Here is a 15,175-nt window from a genome sequence, read left to right on the forward strand (position 1 = left end):
AAGTGACGCCATTGCTGAAGGTGGCCGTACCGTAATCTGCTGCGCTCGCTGATCCGCCACCGAGATTAAAGGCATAGGTTTCAGCCTTGGTCGTGGCGGTGCTGAGCGAAACATTGAAGACGAGGTTATTACCTTCCACCACATTGTCATCCGCCACACCCGGATTTCCGACTTCGATGCCGGTAATGTCCGGGCTGTCGTTGTCCAGAATCCCGCCGGTGGCTGAAACGCCGCCGATCGTTAACGGTACGGTTTCTGGAGTGATTTCTACTAAAGCATCGTCAACCGTTGGCAGGGTGACCGCGAAGTTGGTGACACCTGCAGGAACCGTAATCAAACCGGTCGTGGCGTTATAAGTGACGCCATTGCTGAAGGTGGCCGTACCGTAATCTGCTGCGCTCGCTGATCCGCCACCCAAGTTAAAGGCATAGGTTTCTGGTTTTGTTGTTGCGGTGCTGAGCGAAACATTGAAGACGAGGTTGTTGCCTTCCACCACATTGTCGTCGGCCACGCCTGGATTGCCGACTTCGATGCCGGTAATGGCCGGGCTGTCGTTGTCCAGAATGCCGCCTGTGGCGCTTACGCCGCCGATGGTCAGAGGAACAGTTTCTGGAGTGATTTCAACCAGCGCGTCATCGACGGTTGGCAGGGTGACAGCGAAGTTGGTCACGCCTGCAGGCACGGTAATCAGGCCTGTGGTTGGGTTATAAGTGACGCCATTGCTGAAGGTGGCCGTGCCGTAATCGGCTGCGCTCGCTGATCCGCCACCGAGATTAAAGGCATAGGTTTCTGGTTTTGTAGTGGCGGTGCTGAGCGAAACATTGAAGACGAGGTTGTTGCCTTCCACCACATTGTCATCCGCCACACCCGGATTTCCGACTTCGATGCCGGTAATGGCCGGGCTGTCGTTGTCCAGAATCCCGCCGGTAGCTGAAACGCCGCCGATCGTTAACGGTACAGTTTCAGGGGTGATTTCTACTAAAGCATCGTCAACCGTTGGCAGAGTGACGGCGAAGTTGGTGACACCTGCAGGAACCGTAATCAAACCCGTGGTTGGGTTGTAGGTCACGCCGTTGCTGAAGGTGGCTGTGCCGTAATCGGCGGCATTCGCTGATCCTCCACCCAAGTTAAAGGCATAGGTTTCAGCCTTAGTCGTGGCTGTGCTGAGCGAAACATTGAAGACAAGGTTGTTGCCTTCCACCACATTGTCATCGGCCACACCTGGATTGCCGACTTCGATTTGACTGATGACAGGATCATCAACCGGAGTAACTGTCAGTGTCAGCGTGCTGCTGCCTGTTCCGCCAGCAGGATCGACTACGTTGTAGGTAACAACAGGTACCTGTCCATTGTAATTTTCAACAGGGGTAAAGGTGTAATCACCATTTGGGGCAATCACCAGGCTACCCACATCAGGAATAACTGCAGCCTGGCCAGGTGTAAACGTGCCCGGCAGGCCAGCAACAGTAAAGCCAGTAACTGTAAGCGGGCCATCCGGATCACTATCATTGCTTAAAACATTACCTGTGGCAGGTGTGTCTTCAAGGACTGTTGCACTATCTGCCTGTAAATTTGCAGGATCATCAACTGGGGTAATCGTTAACGTTAAGGTGCTGCTGCCTGTGCCTCCCTGCGGATCTGCCACGTTATAGGTGATCACAGGAACGGGGCCATTGTAGTTTGCAACAGGGGTAAAGGTGTAATCGCCATTGGGGGCGATAATTAAAGTACCTACATTGGGAATACTGGCTGACTGGCCCGCTGTAAAGGAATCAGGCAGCCCTGCGACGGTGAAGCCTGTTACGGTTAATGCACCATCAGGATCACTATCGTTGCTTAACACATTGCCTGTAGCGGGTGTGTCTTCAAGAATTGTTGCACTATCAGCCTGCAGATTTGCCGGATCATCAACAGGCGTTACCGTAAGCGTAAGAGTGCTGCTGCCAGTGCCGCCAACGGGATCGATAACGCTGTAAGTAATGACAGGCACCGGGCCGTTGTAATTCGCAACTGGTGTAAAGGTGAAATCACCATTAGGCGCAATGAGTAATGTTCCAATATTTGGAATCGTTGCAGTTTGGCTGGCTGTAAAAGCATCTGCCAGACCCGCTACGGTAAAGCCTGTTACGGTCAGTGGCCCGTCTGCATCGCTGTCATTGGTAAGCACATTGCCTGTAATAGCGGAGTCTTCTGCACCACTGACTGTATCTGCACCAAGAATGGCCGGATTAGGGCTGGGCTGAACCGGCAAAGCCGTTATCAGTGGTAAATCAAGCGTGCCTGAATCAGAGACTGCAAAGTTAAATGCTAAGGGATTAACACCTTCGGCAATGCGGCTTAATTCTACAAAGGAGTGGCCTTCTCCTCCTGCTCCACCGCCTAAGCCTGCCGCGGTTGCTTCTTGTTCTAACAGAGCCTCGGCAGCGGCTGCATCAATGGGGGCAGCGGCGACAATTTTTCCTGTTGAGCCATTGAGATCTGCAATCGCAGCAGATGCCGCATCTGCTGGCTCACTGCCCAGCATCTGAGCATCCACCTGCACAGTACGATCACCACCGATTTCAAGCAGCTCGCCATTAGGCATAAGCAGCTGCACCCGGCCATCGGCGGAGGTTACAAATATTTCATTCTCATTCAACTGCTGGCCTTCTTTTAAAGGCACAGACTTCCCGGTTGCATCCCGCAAAAAAACGCTGCCATCGATATGAACAACCGTCACGTTTGGTTTACTTGCACTAATTTGCTCGGCCATGATCGTTCAACCAGTGAATAAGTTAAGCTTCAGGCTAGACTCATCCCATGTGAATGCCTACTGTACCCAAGTACAGCCGCATATGCCGCCGATCAGAAAAAAGGCTCCGGATAAACGGAGCCTCTTATTGGATATGATTTTCAGGGTTGAAATCTAGCGAATTCCTTTCGCCAGCAAGGCCAGTTGTAAGCGATCGCTCACTTTCAGCTTTTCAAAAATCAAACCCAAATGAAATTTAACTGTGCGCTCGGTAATCCCCAGCTCTCTGGCGATATCTTTATTTACGCTGCCATTTGAGGCAAGAATCGCCACTTCACGCTCGCGGGCAGTTAAAGGCGCCATCCAGGCATCTGTATCTTTAGGCGCAAATAATTTATTCATTGAACGAATCAGCGCTTGCAAAATAGCAGGCCCGGCCCACACACCACCCGCCGCAACTACGTTTATCACCGCCAGTAATGACTCACTTGCAGCATAAGCATGGCAATAACCGCGCGCACCAGCCGTAAGAGCCGCCAGATGTTCTGCATCGCCAGGGGCAGAGCTGACAAAGATAATCTGATGCTCAGAGGTATAGCTCAGCCATGCCGGATCATTCAGCGCAGGCAAAGCAGCAAGCGCCAGATCGATCAGCACCACGCCTTCAGAGCGGCCGGCCAAAGCAGCCAGTGAATCCAGCCTGATCAGCTCTTGTCGGGTCGCCTGCTGAACATGAGCAAACAAAAAAGGATCAGCAGTCAGTATTGAGTAGTTCATCGCTCAGTCAACGCATTAGATTTTGCACGGAGTACCGGTTTCAGCAGGTAAGACAACACCGTTTTTTTACCAGTCAGAATATCAACCTCGGCCACCATACCTGGAATAATCGGCAGTTTTTTATCCCCTGCCTTCAAGAAACTAGCGTTGGTTCTTACTTTTACAATATAAAAAGCATTACCTTTTTCATCCACCACAGTGTCTGCACTGATGTGCTCCAGCTTTGCATCAAGCCCGCCATAGATAGAGAAATCATAGGCAGTAAACTTCACAATTGCTGGTGCACCCGGACGCAGAAAAGCAATGTCTTTCGGCAAAATCCTTGCCTCCAGCAATAGCGCATCGTCCCCTGGCACAACTTCAATAATGTCTTTGCCAGGCTGCACGACTCCGCCAACGGTGTTCACCTGAAGCTGTTTAACTGTGCCATTTACCGGCGAGCGAATTTCAGACTGCTTTACACGGTCAGCCAGCGCCACGCTGCCTTCGGTCAAGCTATTGAGCTTACCTACTGTTTCACCCAATTCTGAGCGGGCTTGGTTTCTGAATGTCAGCTCTACTTCACGAATCTTGCTGCCTGCCTCGCTCATCGCCGATTGAATACGCGGAATTTGCGAGCTTGCAGAATCACGCTCGCCCAAATATCGCGATACATCGCGCTCCAGCCGCAAGATTTCCACATCAGACACAGCGCCGCTTTTCAGAAGCGGCTTGGTGGCCTCCAGCTCCCGCAAAGTAAGCGCATAGCCCTGGCCCGCCTGCTCACGCCTTGCTCTTGCTTCATTCAGCTCTTGCCCGCGCTGCACCAGCTGCTGCTGTGCACCACTCACCAAGGCATTCATTTCTGCCTTGCGGGATTCATAAAGGCCGCGCTCCTGAATCACAATTTCTGGTGACTCTGCCTGCACTTCTGCAGGAACAACAAAAGGCTGGCCCGAAGCCAGAGCCTCAAGCCGTGCAGCCTTGGCCTTAAGCGATAAATACTGTGCGCGGTTTTCTTTCAGCGATGAAACAAAACGCGTGGGGTCAATCGTGACCAGTAGCTGGCCCATTTTGACCTGCTGCCCTTCTCTGACCAAAATTTCTTTAACAATCCCGCCATCCAGGCTCTGAATCACCTGAATTTGCCTTGAAGGAATCACCTTGCCTTCACCACGGGTGACTTCATCAATTTTGGCCAGACCTGCCCAAAGCAGCACTACAAATACAGTAACCGCCGAAGTCCAGACCAGAATGCGCGCTCCGCGCGGGCTCTGCTCAACAATCACCCAATCGGCATCGGCCACAAAATCACTGTGATCGACCATATCGTGGGCTTCGCCACGAAATAAATACCGGTCAAACCAGTGAGAGCTGAAGCTCACCAGTTTCTGCCACTTTTTGCGCAAGAAATTAGGCTTGGCGCTTTCAATTTGCATCATCAGCTGCTCCTGCCTATTCTGCCCTGCTGCAACGCCTCGATCACCTGAGCCTTAGGCCCGTCGGCCACCACCTGGCCCTGATCCAGCACAATCAGGCGATCAACCAGATCAAGCAGTGAGGTGCGGTGAGTCACCAGCAATAATGTTTTTTGCGTGATATACGCTTTAAGACGCGCTTTAAGTTTTTCTTCAGAAAGATGATCCATGGCACTGGTGGGCTCATCCAGCAGCAGCATCGGCGGGTCGTTCAGCATGGCACGGGCAATAGAAACGGTCTGGCGCTGGCCTCCTGATAGTGAATCGCCCCGCTCGGAAATCAGCATATCAAAGCCACGCGGGTGCAAATCTGAAAACTCTTTAACCCCGGCCAGCTCTGCAGCAGCCAGAATACTGCCGTCATCTGCAAAGGGTGCGCCCATAGCAATATTCTGACGCAGCGTGCCATAAAATAAGATCGGCTCCTGCGGCACATGCCCCACTGCACGGCGCAATTCAGCGGGATCAATTTGCCGTGTATCAACGCCATCAATCAATACCGCGCCTTCACTTGGGTAATACAAACCAAGAATGAGTTTTTCTATGGTTGTTTTCCCTGAGCCAATACGGCCAATAATGGCCATCTTTTCACCGGCTTTTAACTTAAATGAAACATTGTTTAATACTTTTTCATCATTGCCTGCATAGGCAAAGCTCACATTTTTAAATTCAATATCGCCCCGGAATGATTCGCGGTGTAAAAAATTACTATTTGCAGGGCGTTCAACCGGCAATTTCATATGCGATTCAATACCGGCTAAAGAAGTACGGGCATTCTGATATTGCATTAATAAACCAGCTACTTGCCCCAGTGGTGCTAATGCCCGGCCCGATAGCATAGAGGCCGCAATAATCCCCCCCATCGTCACCATATTTTCAGTCAGCAAATACACACCCACAATAATAACGACCACGCTGACTAACTGGCTGATAAATGAAGCAAAATTAACGGTGGTAGACGACAGCAATTTAAGCTTGGAGCCAATTTGCGCCAGGAAATGGGTGGATCGCTCCCAGCGGCGCTGAAACTCGCTCTCTGCCCCCATCACCTTGATGGTTTCAATCCCCACCAGCCCCTCAACCAAAGTTGCGTTGCGCTGCGCAGAGGCACGCTGGGTCAGCTCAACCATTTCCTGCATTTTGTCCTGAGCCAGCAGCGTAAAGCCCACCACCAGCACAATACCCACCATGGCAGGCACAGCCAGCCACGGCGAAATCCACACCATCACCAGAAGGAAAATCAGCACAAAGGGTAAATCAACCAGAGTGGTGATCGAAGCAGAAGCAATAAAATCGCGTACCGATTCAAAAGCACGCAGATTTGCCACAAAAGAGCCCACAGATGCCGGGCGCGCTTCCATACGCAAGCCCAAAACCCGCTCCATAATCAGCGCAGAGAGCGTCACATCAATCCGCTTGGACGCGACATCAATAATATGGCCGCGAATTGTGCGTAAAATTAAATCAAAACACAGCACCGCCAATGCACCCACAGCCAGAACCCATAATGTTTCCAGAGCATGATTAGGCACAACACGGTCGTATACATTCATTGAAAACAGCGGCATCGCCAGCGCCAAAAGATTAATCAGCAGCGCTGCCAGCAAAGCATCACGGTATAAACGCCAGTTGTCTTTAACCACACCCCAAAACCAGTGCCGGCTTCGCACCGCACCGTGCTCGGGCGCACGCGTTTCAAACCTGAATTTAGGGCGGACAAAAATCACAATCCCGTTATGCGAGGCCGCTAAGGATTCGGCATCCACCAGCTCAGATGATTCACCCGTTTCAGGAAAGCAGATACGGGCCATGCCATCGTCTGTCCACTCAAGCAGCAGGCAGGCGCCACGGTCTTTAAGCAGCAAAATAACGGGGAATAAGCTGGTTGGCAGCTCCTGCAAAGAGCGGCGGACCACCCGGGCAGAAAGCCCGGCACGGGCAGCAGCACGTGGCACAAGTGAAGGCGAAAGCAGATTATCTGTGAGTGGCAGGCCCGCCGATAAAGCTTCACACGTCCACGGCTGCCCGTGAATGCGTGTCAGCTCGGCAAGACAATCCAGAAGTGGATCAAAACGACTCTGATGCTCTCCCACTCGCCAGTCAGGACGATCAGTCGCTTTAGAATGGCTGGGATTGGACTCGCTCATGCATTAACTTTATATTTAGTAGTGATAAAAAAATATTTCTGCCGCAATTGCAAACTTAATCATTGCCCCTATTGTATAGAATATCAATGCGAAATGCATATGAAAAAAATTTCACAATCATTAATCAATTAATACTTTACCCGGATTCATGATTTGCTTAGGATCAAACACATGTTTTATTTGCTGCATTATAGCTAATTCAAGAGGATTTCTATATTGAGCTAAATGATAACGCTTTAATTGTCCAATACCATGTTCTGCACTAATACTGCCATTGTGAGACGCAACACAGGAATAAACAATATCATTGACAGCCGGCTCATCAGCATACAATGCCGCTGTTTTATCTGTCCTGAAAACGTTGTAATGCAAATTACCATCACCTAAATGCCCGAAAGCAATAATTGATGCATCTCTGAATGCCAAAGCTAATTGTCGGCCACATTCATTTAAAAATGCGGGGATATTCCCCACTGGCACGCTGATATCGTGCTTGATACTCACGCCTTCTCTTCGCTGCGCCTCGGGAATATGCTCCCTGAGCTGCCAAAAATCTCTGGCCTGCCTGCTGTTTTGCGCCAGCAAAGCGTTATCACAGGCAAGTGCATGTAAAACTTCTGCCAATTGATCGGTCAGCGCATGGCTTTCACCGCCATCAGACAGCTCTACTAACACCGCCCATTCAGGCAAGGGGCTGAACGGATGCGGCAAGGCAGGGCACTGCTTGGCCAGTAATTCAAAACAGGGCCTGGAAATCAACTCAAAAGAAGTCACCCGGTCACCTACTGCAGCCTGCACCCCACGCAACAAATCTACCGCTGCCGCAGGATCACTCACGGCCACCAGAGCCGTTGCATGGGCCGTTGGCAGTGGGTAAAGCCTCAAGACCGCACGGGTAATCACACCTAATGTTCCTTCAGAGCCAACAAAGAGCTGCTTTAAATCATAGCCCGTATTGTCTTTTCTTAAACCCCGCAAACCATTCCAGACCTCGCCGCTGGGCAAAACCACCTCAAGACCCAGGGTCAGCTCCCGCATATTGCCGTAGCGCAGCACATTGACACCGCCTGCATTGGTAGCCAACGCACCACCAATACGGCAAGAGCCAGAAGCCGCCCATTCGGCGGGGAACAGGCGATTAGCCGCCCTTGCTGCGGCCTGCACATCGGCGAGAATGGCACCTGCTTCCACAATCATGGTGTTATTTTCAGGATCAACCTCAAGAATGTGATTCATCCGCTCCAGCGACAACACCAGCGCCGTACCTGATGCATCGGGTGTTGCACCGCCACATAAGCTGGTGTTCCCCCCCTGCGGCACAATAGCGATGCCATGCAAGGCGCAAAGCTCAATCACCGCAGCCACTTCAGCAGTAGAACGTGGTCTGGCTACAGCCAGCGCAGATCCCTGATAGCGGCGGCGCTGATCAAGGCAATAAGCAGCGGTATCCTTGCCTGTTAAAACACCTGCCGTATCCAGTAAACCTTTAAGCGTTTCTAAAAAAATGTTCACAGCCAAAAATCCTGACGCTCTGCATGAGCACTGATGACCCGCTGAAAATGTCCGGGGTCTTTTGCAAAGGTCATTTCACCCGCTGCCGGCTTATAAAAATCATACAAACGCGACACCCAGAAACGCAGGGCAGCGGCGCGCAAAATCTTTGGCCATGCAGCTGTTTCATTAGCCTGTAAAGCACGAACACCCTGATAGCCCAGCAATAATGCCCTGGCCCGCTCAGCATCCATATCACCGGATTCGCACACGCACCAGTCATTCAAAGTAATGGCTAAGTCGTAAAGAAGAACATCATTACAGGCGTAATAAAAATCAATAAATCCGCCAACATGATCGCCATTCATTAAAACGTTATCGCGGAATAAATCCGCATGGATCACGCCTTTGGGTAAATCAGCAAAATCCTGCCCGGCTTGCAAAGCCAGCTCGCCCCGCAACTGCTCAGCATCGGCCTCGCTCATCAAAGCAAATAACTGCGGCGCAGTTGCATTCCACCAGGCGGCTCCACGCGGATTTTGCATTTGTCCGCGATAGCTGCCTGCCGCCAAATGCATTTGCGCCAGCATTTCACCCACTTCAAAACATTGTGCTGCACTTGGCTCGTCCACTACCGTACCGGGCACACACTGCACCAGCAAGGTTGGGCGGCCATTGAGCTCATCAACGTATTGATCTGCCAGATTTGCAATCGGTGCCGCCACGGCAATGCCATGATCAGCCAGATGAGCCATTAAATTAACGTAAAAAGGCAGCTCATCTGCAGCCAGGTTCTCAAACAAGGTCAGCACATAGCGGCCGTGAGTGGTCGTGACAAAATAATTGGTATTGGTAATCCCTGCGGCAATACCTTTAAGCTCCAGCAAGCTGCCAATGGAGTAACGCTTCAGGAAGGGACCGAGGTCTTCCGCAGTCACGGTAGTAAAAACGGACATAGATTCAACTCAAAATTCAAAAATGACCCAACGTGGCACGGATAAATTACTACCGCCCAAATCATCACTGCGATCAAAACGCCCCTGCCCTTCTTTATCAACAAGGAAATACGGCAGGCCAACCTTAGGCGTTACTTTCATCATGTAAAGTTTCCCCCTGAGGCGATACTCGGCAATCGTTGCGTCGGTTTTCTCGATCACACGTATTTCCGGTGCTTCAAGCACTTTTGCTTCGCTTTCGGTCGCAGGCAAAGGCGGGGGCGCATCACTGGGAGCGGCGGCATACACGGAGCTGCTCAATAAGAGGCTAAGTAAAATAGGGCGCATTTGATTTCCTTTTTAGGCCAGCTCAGGCCAAAGGCCCGGTCGGATTTCTGATTTACACCGGCCATGATTTGTAGAAATGGCCACAAAGCCCGGCCTCATGATCACCATGTCCATGCAAGGGCTCAGCAGAAACTTGACGTATACATCAGAATGATCATGAAACAAATGTCAGCAGTGACATGTTTAAACTGACAGATAAAAACAGCGATTCAATGGCTTAAGCCTTATAATACGCTGGATTCACCCTCATTTTAGCAAATCCAAACCAAGCACTTCTGGCTTAAGCATTAAGCAAGCACTTCTGGCTTAAGCATTAAGCAAGCTGCTATTTTTCTTACATCAAGTATAGAGAGTTTCATCGCATGGCGACCCTGCTTTTAATTGACGGCTCTTCCTACCTCTACCGGGCCTTCCATGCGATCCGCGATCTGGCGGCACCGGACGGTACGCCAACCAATGCGCTGTACGGCTTTGTTAATATGCTTAAAAAGCTGCGTCAGCAAACGCCTGCCGATTATATCGCCTGTGTCTTTGATGCCAAGGGCAAGACCTTTCGCGACGATTTATACAGCGAATACAAGGCGCAACGCCCATCTATGCCAGACGAGCTGCGCGTTCAGATCGCGCCCATTCATGCTGCGGTGAAAGCATTTGGCATAAAGATACTGATGGTGGATGGCGTAGAAGCTGACGATGTCATTGGCACGCTTGCAAGCTGGGGCACAGAGCATGGTATTACTACCATCATGTCGACCGGCGATAAAGATATGGCCCAGCTGGTTAATCAGTATGTGCGTATCGAAAACTCGATGACCGAAGAAGTGCTCGATGTAGAAGGCGTGATCAATAAATTTGGCGTGCGCCCTGATCAAATTGTTGATTATCTCGCGCTGATTGGCGATACCGTCGATAACGTACCAGGCGTTCCAAAATGCGGGCCCAAAACAGCGCAAAAATGGCTGACAGAATATCAAACCCTCGATGCGGTTATGGCCAATGCAGACGCCATCAAAGGCGTGGTGGGCGAGAATTTACGCAATACGCTGGAATGGCTGCCCATGGCCAAACAGTTGGTTACCATTAAATGTGATCTGGATTTAAGCAGTGATCTGCCACAGCAATTTGACGATCTGATACCACAAAGCGAAGACTGGAACACCCTGCTGGGGATTTTCCGCCAGGCCAACTTCAGAACCTGGATACGTGAAGCCGAAAGCAAATTGACAGCTCCGGCACCCGACGATTTATTCAGTCTGGCCGCCAGCCCATCAGCCGCACCCGCAAGCAGCACCCCAGCCATTGAAGCGCCTGCTGAGCGCAGAGCCGCCCCTCGCAATTACCAAACTATTCTGAGCGATAGCGAGCTCGATAGCTGGCTGGAGCAGCTGATAGCCGCTCCGGTGGTGTCGCTCGATACCGAAACCACAGGTTTAGACGCTTTAAACTCGCAAATTGTTGGCATGTCGTTTTGCATCAGCGAAGGCCATGCAGCCTATCTGCCGCTCGCCCACCGCGGGCCGGATGCAGTTGATCAGCTGCCACTGGATGCAACACTCGCCAAACTCAAGCCATGGCTGGAATCGGCCAGCCATAAAAAGCTGGGGCAGAATTTAAAATTTGATCAGCATATTTTTGCCAACCATGGCATTGCCTTAGCAGGGGTCGAAGACGATACGCTGCTAATGTCTTACGTGCTGGCCAGCCACGAAAAACACAATATGGATGCGCAAGCCGAAAGAGAGCTCGGCGTGACCACGATTAAATTTGAAGAACTCTGCGGCAAAGGCGCGAAGCAAATTGGCTTTGACGAAGTGGCGGTCGATGTTGCCAGCACGTACGCCGCTGAAGACGCCGATATCACGCTGCAGCTGGCCCACGCCATGTTGCCGCGCCTGACCGGCGGGCTGGCACATGTTTACCGCGAAATCGAAATGCCATCGCGCAGCGTGTTATTTGAAATGGAACGCACCGGCGTGCTGCTCGACAGCCACAAGCTCAACCAGCAAAGCCACGAAATTGGCCTGCGCCTTTTAGAGCTGGAACAAAGCGCTTACGCTTTGGCCGGCCAGCCTTTCAACCTGTCCAGCCCTAAGCAAATTGGCGAGATCTTCTTTGAGCAGCTCAAGCTGCCTGTAATCAAGAAAACCCCAAAGGGCGCGCCATCCACCGATGAAGAAGTGCTGCAGGAGCTGGCAAAAGATTTTCCGCTGCCTAAAGTGCTGCTCGAACACCGCTCATTATCCAAGCTGAAATCGACTTACACCGACAAGCTGCCGCTGATGGTGAACCCACGCACTGGCCGTGTGCATACCAGCTACAACCAGACCGTAGCGGTGACCGGGCGCTTAAGCTCTACCGAGCCAAATTTACAAAATATCCCGATCAAAAGCATGGAAGGCCGCAAGATTCGCGAAGCCTTTATTGCGCCCAAAGGCTGGCAAATTATGTCTGCCGATTACTCGCAAATCGAGCTGCGCATCATGGCGCACCTGTCCGGCGACGAGGCGATGATCGCCGCGTTTAATTCCGGCGAAGATATTCACCGCACCACCGCTGCCGAAGTATTTGCCGTAGCACTCGATCAGGTCAGCAGCGAGCAGCGCCGCTACGCCAAAAGCATTAACTTTGGCCTGATTTACGGCATGGGCGTATTTGGCCTGGCGGCCCAGCTGGAAATCCCGCGCGACGCCGCCAAAAACTTTATCGACCGCTACTTTGCACGCTTCAATGGTGTTGCCCAATATATGGAAAACATCCGCGCCAGCGCCAAAGAACACGGCTATGTAGAAACCGTATTTGGCCGCCGCCTGTGGCTGCCGGAAATTAAATCCGCCAACGCCGCACGCCGTGCCGGTGCAGAGCGCGCCGCGATTAATGCGCCGATGCAAGGCACCGCCGCCGATTTAATTAAACTGGCCATGATTAATGTGGCCAACTGGATTAAGGCAGAGGGCCTGCAAAGTAAATTAATCATGCAGGTACACGATGAGCTGGTACTGGAAGTACCCGATGCCGAAGTTGAAATGATGCGTGAACAACTGCCGCTTAAGATGGCTGCCGCCGCCAGGCTGACCGTCCCCTTGCTGGCCGAAGTGGGTGCAGGTTTAAACTGGGAGGAAGCGCATTAATTCTGACACTCTCTTTGTCAGCCCTAAGTAAATAGTCTACAGTCCAGCTACAGCGTTAAATTACATCTACTTGGCATTTAAACGGCTTACTCAATTAATGATGATAAACAGTCCCCCTCTCAAGCTACAGTTTAGCTGGAAGATGCTGTGTCTTGCTCTGGTCGTGAGCGAGCCTGCTGCAGCCCTGACGCTGGGGGAGCTGACCATTCAATCCGCCGTTGGTCAGCGGTTTCGGGGCACTGTAAGTTACCAGCTTGCGCCTGAAGATGGCTTAGCAGAAGACTGCAGCAAACTAAGTATCGTCGCCCCTGCCAATGAACTGCCGGGCTTAGGCCAAGCCTCGCTGCGCCTGCTGGCTAAAGAGCGCGGCGGGCAGATCCTGATTCAGTCTGCCGATGTTGTAAATGAGCCTATGGCGGGCTTCAGTATAAAAATGGAGTGCAAGGGCCAGCTGCTGCAACGCAGCTACACCGTGTTTTTAGACCCTGCGCCGCTCACCCTTCCAAGTGTTGCAGAAGAAACACAAGCCGCAGCCCACCCTGTAATCAGCACCACAGCCAGCCGCCCTCATCGTGCAGCAAAGCCCGTCAGCGCCAGTAAAGACACAAACAGCCAGACAACTGTCGTCCAAAGCAAGCAAAAACCTACAGAAATACCCCTCTCTCTGCCTGCCAGCAATGGCCAGCTGCGGATTGAAAGCGAATTAAGCTTTAAAAACCAGGCGCCTGCAGTGCTTAGCCCGGAAGAGCTGAAAACCAAAATCGCCATGATGCAAAGCTTGCAAGAGCAGTTGCAATCAGAAATGCTGCGCCTGCAGCAATCCATGCTGCATCTGCAGGCTTTAAGCGGTGCAAGCGCTGTAGCAACAAGCAGCACGCCAGAGCCCACAAGCTCCCCGGCTGCCACCCTGAATATCAGCAGCGCAGCTCCGCCAGCACCTTCTGAAGCGCCAGCACCCACAGCCCCCAAACGTACAACAACAGATGGTTCTGCAGGCAAGAGCTGGTGGATGGCTGCCGTGATGGCCGCATTAGCTGCCGCAGCCGGGGCGGGCTTATGGCTGCGCCGCCGTCAGCAAAATCAAACCAGCTGGGACGCAGATGCAGAAAGCGCGATTTCTCATCTATCGCGTACCGGCCCCAAAATCATTAAACCTGTCGCCGCAGATGCGGATGATCACTCCCTTTTCCGCCACAGCCAGCTGTTCTACGGTGGCATTGAAGTGCAGGAAGAAGAAGACGGCAGCGCCACGCTGGAGCGGGCGCAATTACTGGTGGCACAGGGTGAAACCGATCAGGCCATTGAGCTTCTTTATCACACGATCGACGAAAACGAGGCCGATAGTGAGCCATGGCTGCTGCTGTTCCGCGTTTTACGCCAGCAAGGCATGAAAACTGAATATGCCCAGCTGGCAAGGCGCTTCCATGATCTGGGCGGCGATGCAGACGACTGGGCGCTGGTCCGCAATATTGGCTACCGGCTGGATCCGGAAAACCCGCTCTACAGCGCTCACGAAGACACGGCAGAAGCCAGTGCTGAGCCTGCGATTGAAGAACACCCTGAGGCGGAGACCAGCCCTCAGCAAGCCCCGCTGCCCGCACCCGAGCCCATTGCCCCTGAGCCATTAAGTGCACAAGACGCCATGCTGATGGAGTTTTTATCTGCGCCTGCCGCTGAAGAAGCACCAGCAAAGCCAGCCTCATCCATAACACCCCCGCAAATCATTTCGCTGGATCTGCCACCGCTGGAATTCTCTGTTGAAGAAGATGCAGGCAGCCCCCTGGATATTTCATTACAAAGCAATGAAGAAACAATAGAAGCCTCTTTGCCGCTTGAAGAAGCAGAGGAAGCAGTAGAAGCACTGGAAGCAGAAGCATCGCTTTCCTTTGAAGAAACCAAGCCCATAGAGCTTGAAGCGCCACTTTCATTTGAAAATACAGAAATTCTTGAGATCGAATCGTCGATTGATTATGAAAAAATCGGGCCAACTGAAATCAAAGCGCCTGTTTCACTTGAAGAAGCCGAACCCATCGAAGAAATTGATCTGGTTGAATTAGAAATCGAATTACATCCACCACTTTCAGTCTTTGAGCCGCGTAAACACTGAAGCCAACCTGGGCATCAGCTAATGATAGAATGCGTCCCTGTATGCAATCACGCT

The 15,175-nt window shown here is 51.9% G+C and carries 9 protein-coding genes; 2 read left to right on the forward strand and 7 right to left on the reverse strand.

Annotated elements, in window-relative coordinates:
* From CSQ88_RS15305 to CSQ88_RS15335, 7 genes are all read right to left on the reverse strand, one after another.
* On the reverse strand, nucleotides 1–2,752 hold a 2,752-nt coding region (locus CSQ88_RS15305), incomplete at its 3' end, for a retention module-containing protein (RefSeq protein WP_143449489.1).
* Nucleotides 2,753–2,905: 153 nt separating this feature from the next.
* Nucleotides 2,906–3,508 (reverse strand): response regulator transcription factor, encoded by a 603-nt coding sequence (locus CSQ88_RS15310; protein WP_099398958.1) that lies wholly within the window; start codon nucleotides 3,506–3,508, stop codon nucleotides 2,906–2,908.
* On the reverse strand, nucleotides 3,505–4,929 hold the full coding sequence (locus tag CSQ88_RS15315) for an HlyD family type I secretion periplasmic adaptor subunit (protein ID WP_306475249.1): 1,425 nt from the start codon (nucleotides 4,927–4,929) through the stop codon (nucleotides 3,505–3,507). The genes CSQ88_RS15310 and CSQ88_RS15315 overlap by 4 nt, the downstream gene beginning before the upstream one ends.
* Entirely contained in the window at nucleotides 4,929–7,112 is a 2,184-nt protein-coding gene (locus CSQ88_RS15320) for a type I secretion system permease/ATPase (protein ID WP_099398959.1), read from the reverse strand. Before CSQ88_RS15320 ends, CSQ88_RS15315 begins: the two co-directional genes overlap by 1 nt.
* Nucleotides 7,113–7,232: 120 nt before the next feature.
* Nucleotides 7,233–8,624, reverse strand: coding sequence for an FAD-binding oxidoreductase (locus CSQ88_RS15325; protein ID WP_099398960.1), 1,392 nt, complete (start codon nucleotides 8,622–8,624; stop codon nucleotides 7,233–7,235).
* Entirely contained in the window at nucleotides 8,621–9,559 is a 939-nt protein-coding gene (locus CSQ88_RS15330) for a homoserine kinase (RefSeq protein WP_099398961.1), read from the reverse strand. The genes CSQ88_RS15325 and CSQ88_RS15330 overlap by 4 nt, the downstream gene beginning before the upstream one ends.
* A gap of 9 nt (nucleotides 9,560–9,568) precedes the next feature.
* On the reverse strand, nucleotides 9,569–9,886 hold the full coding sequence (locus CSQ88_RS15335; RefSeq protein WP_099398962.1) for a DUF2782 domain-containing protein: 318 nt from the start codon (nucleotides 9,884–9,886) through the stop codon (nucleotides 9,569–9,571).
* Nucleotides 9,887–10,248: 362 nt separating this feature from the next.
* On the opposite strand from CSQ88_RS15335, the gene polA reads away from it, so the two are divergent.
* A complete protein-coding gene (gene polA, locus CSQ88_RS15340; RefSeq protein ID WP_099398963.1) occupies nucleotides 10,249–13,014 on the forward strand; it encodes a DNA polymerase I in 2,766 nt (921 codons plus the stop codon).
* Nucleotides 13,015–13,156: 142 nt separating this feature from the next.
* Entirely contained in the window at nucleotides 13,157–15,121 is a 1,965-nt protein-coding gene (locus CSQ88_RS15345; protein WP_099398964.1) for a FimV family protein, read from the forward strand.
* The last annotated feature ends 54 nt before the right edge of the window (nucleotides 15,122–15,175 follow it).

The sequence above is a fragment of the Iodobacter sp. BJB302 genome (assembly GCF_002735645.1).
Lineage (GTDB): Bacteria > Pseudomonadota > Gammaproteobacteria > Burkholderiales > Chitinibacteraceae > Iodobacter.

Bases quoted from the DNA above. Each gene is read 5' to 3' on its own strand.
- CSQ88_RS15310 (WP_099398958.1), bottom strand. From the start codon at position 3,508: ATGAACTACTCAATACTGACTGCTGATCCTTTTTTGTTTGCTCATGTT.
- CSQ88_RS15315 (WP_306475249.1), bottom strand. From the start codon at position 4,929: ATGATGCAAATTGAAAGCGCCAAGCCTAATTTCTTGCGCAAAAAGTGG.
- CSQ88_RS15320 (WP_099398959.1), bottom strand. From the start codon at position 7,112: ATGAGCGAGTCCAATCCCAGCCATTCTAAAGCGACTGATCGTCCTGAC.
- CSQ88_RS15330 (WP_099398961.1), bottom strand. From the start codon at position 9,559: ATGTCCGTTTTTACTACCGTGACTGCGGAAGACCTCGGTCCCTTCCTG.
- CSQ88_RS15335 (WP_099398962.1), bottom strand. From the start codon at position 9,886: ATGCGCCCTATTTTACTTAGCCTCTTATTGAGCAGCTCCGTGTATGCC.
- polA (WP_099398963.1), top strand. From the start codon at position 10,249: ATGGCGACCCTGCTTTTAATTGACGGCTCTTCCTACCTCTACCGGGCC.
- CSQ88_RS15345 (WP_099398964.1), top strand. From the start codon at position 13,157: ATGCTGTGTCTTGCTCTGGTCGTGAGCGAGCCTGCTGCAGCCCTGACG.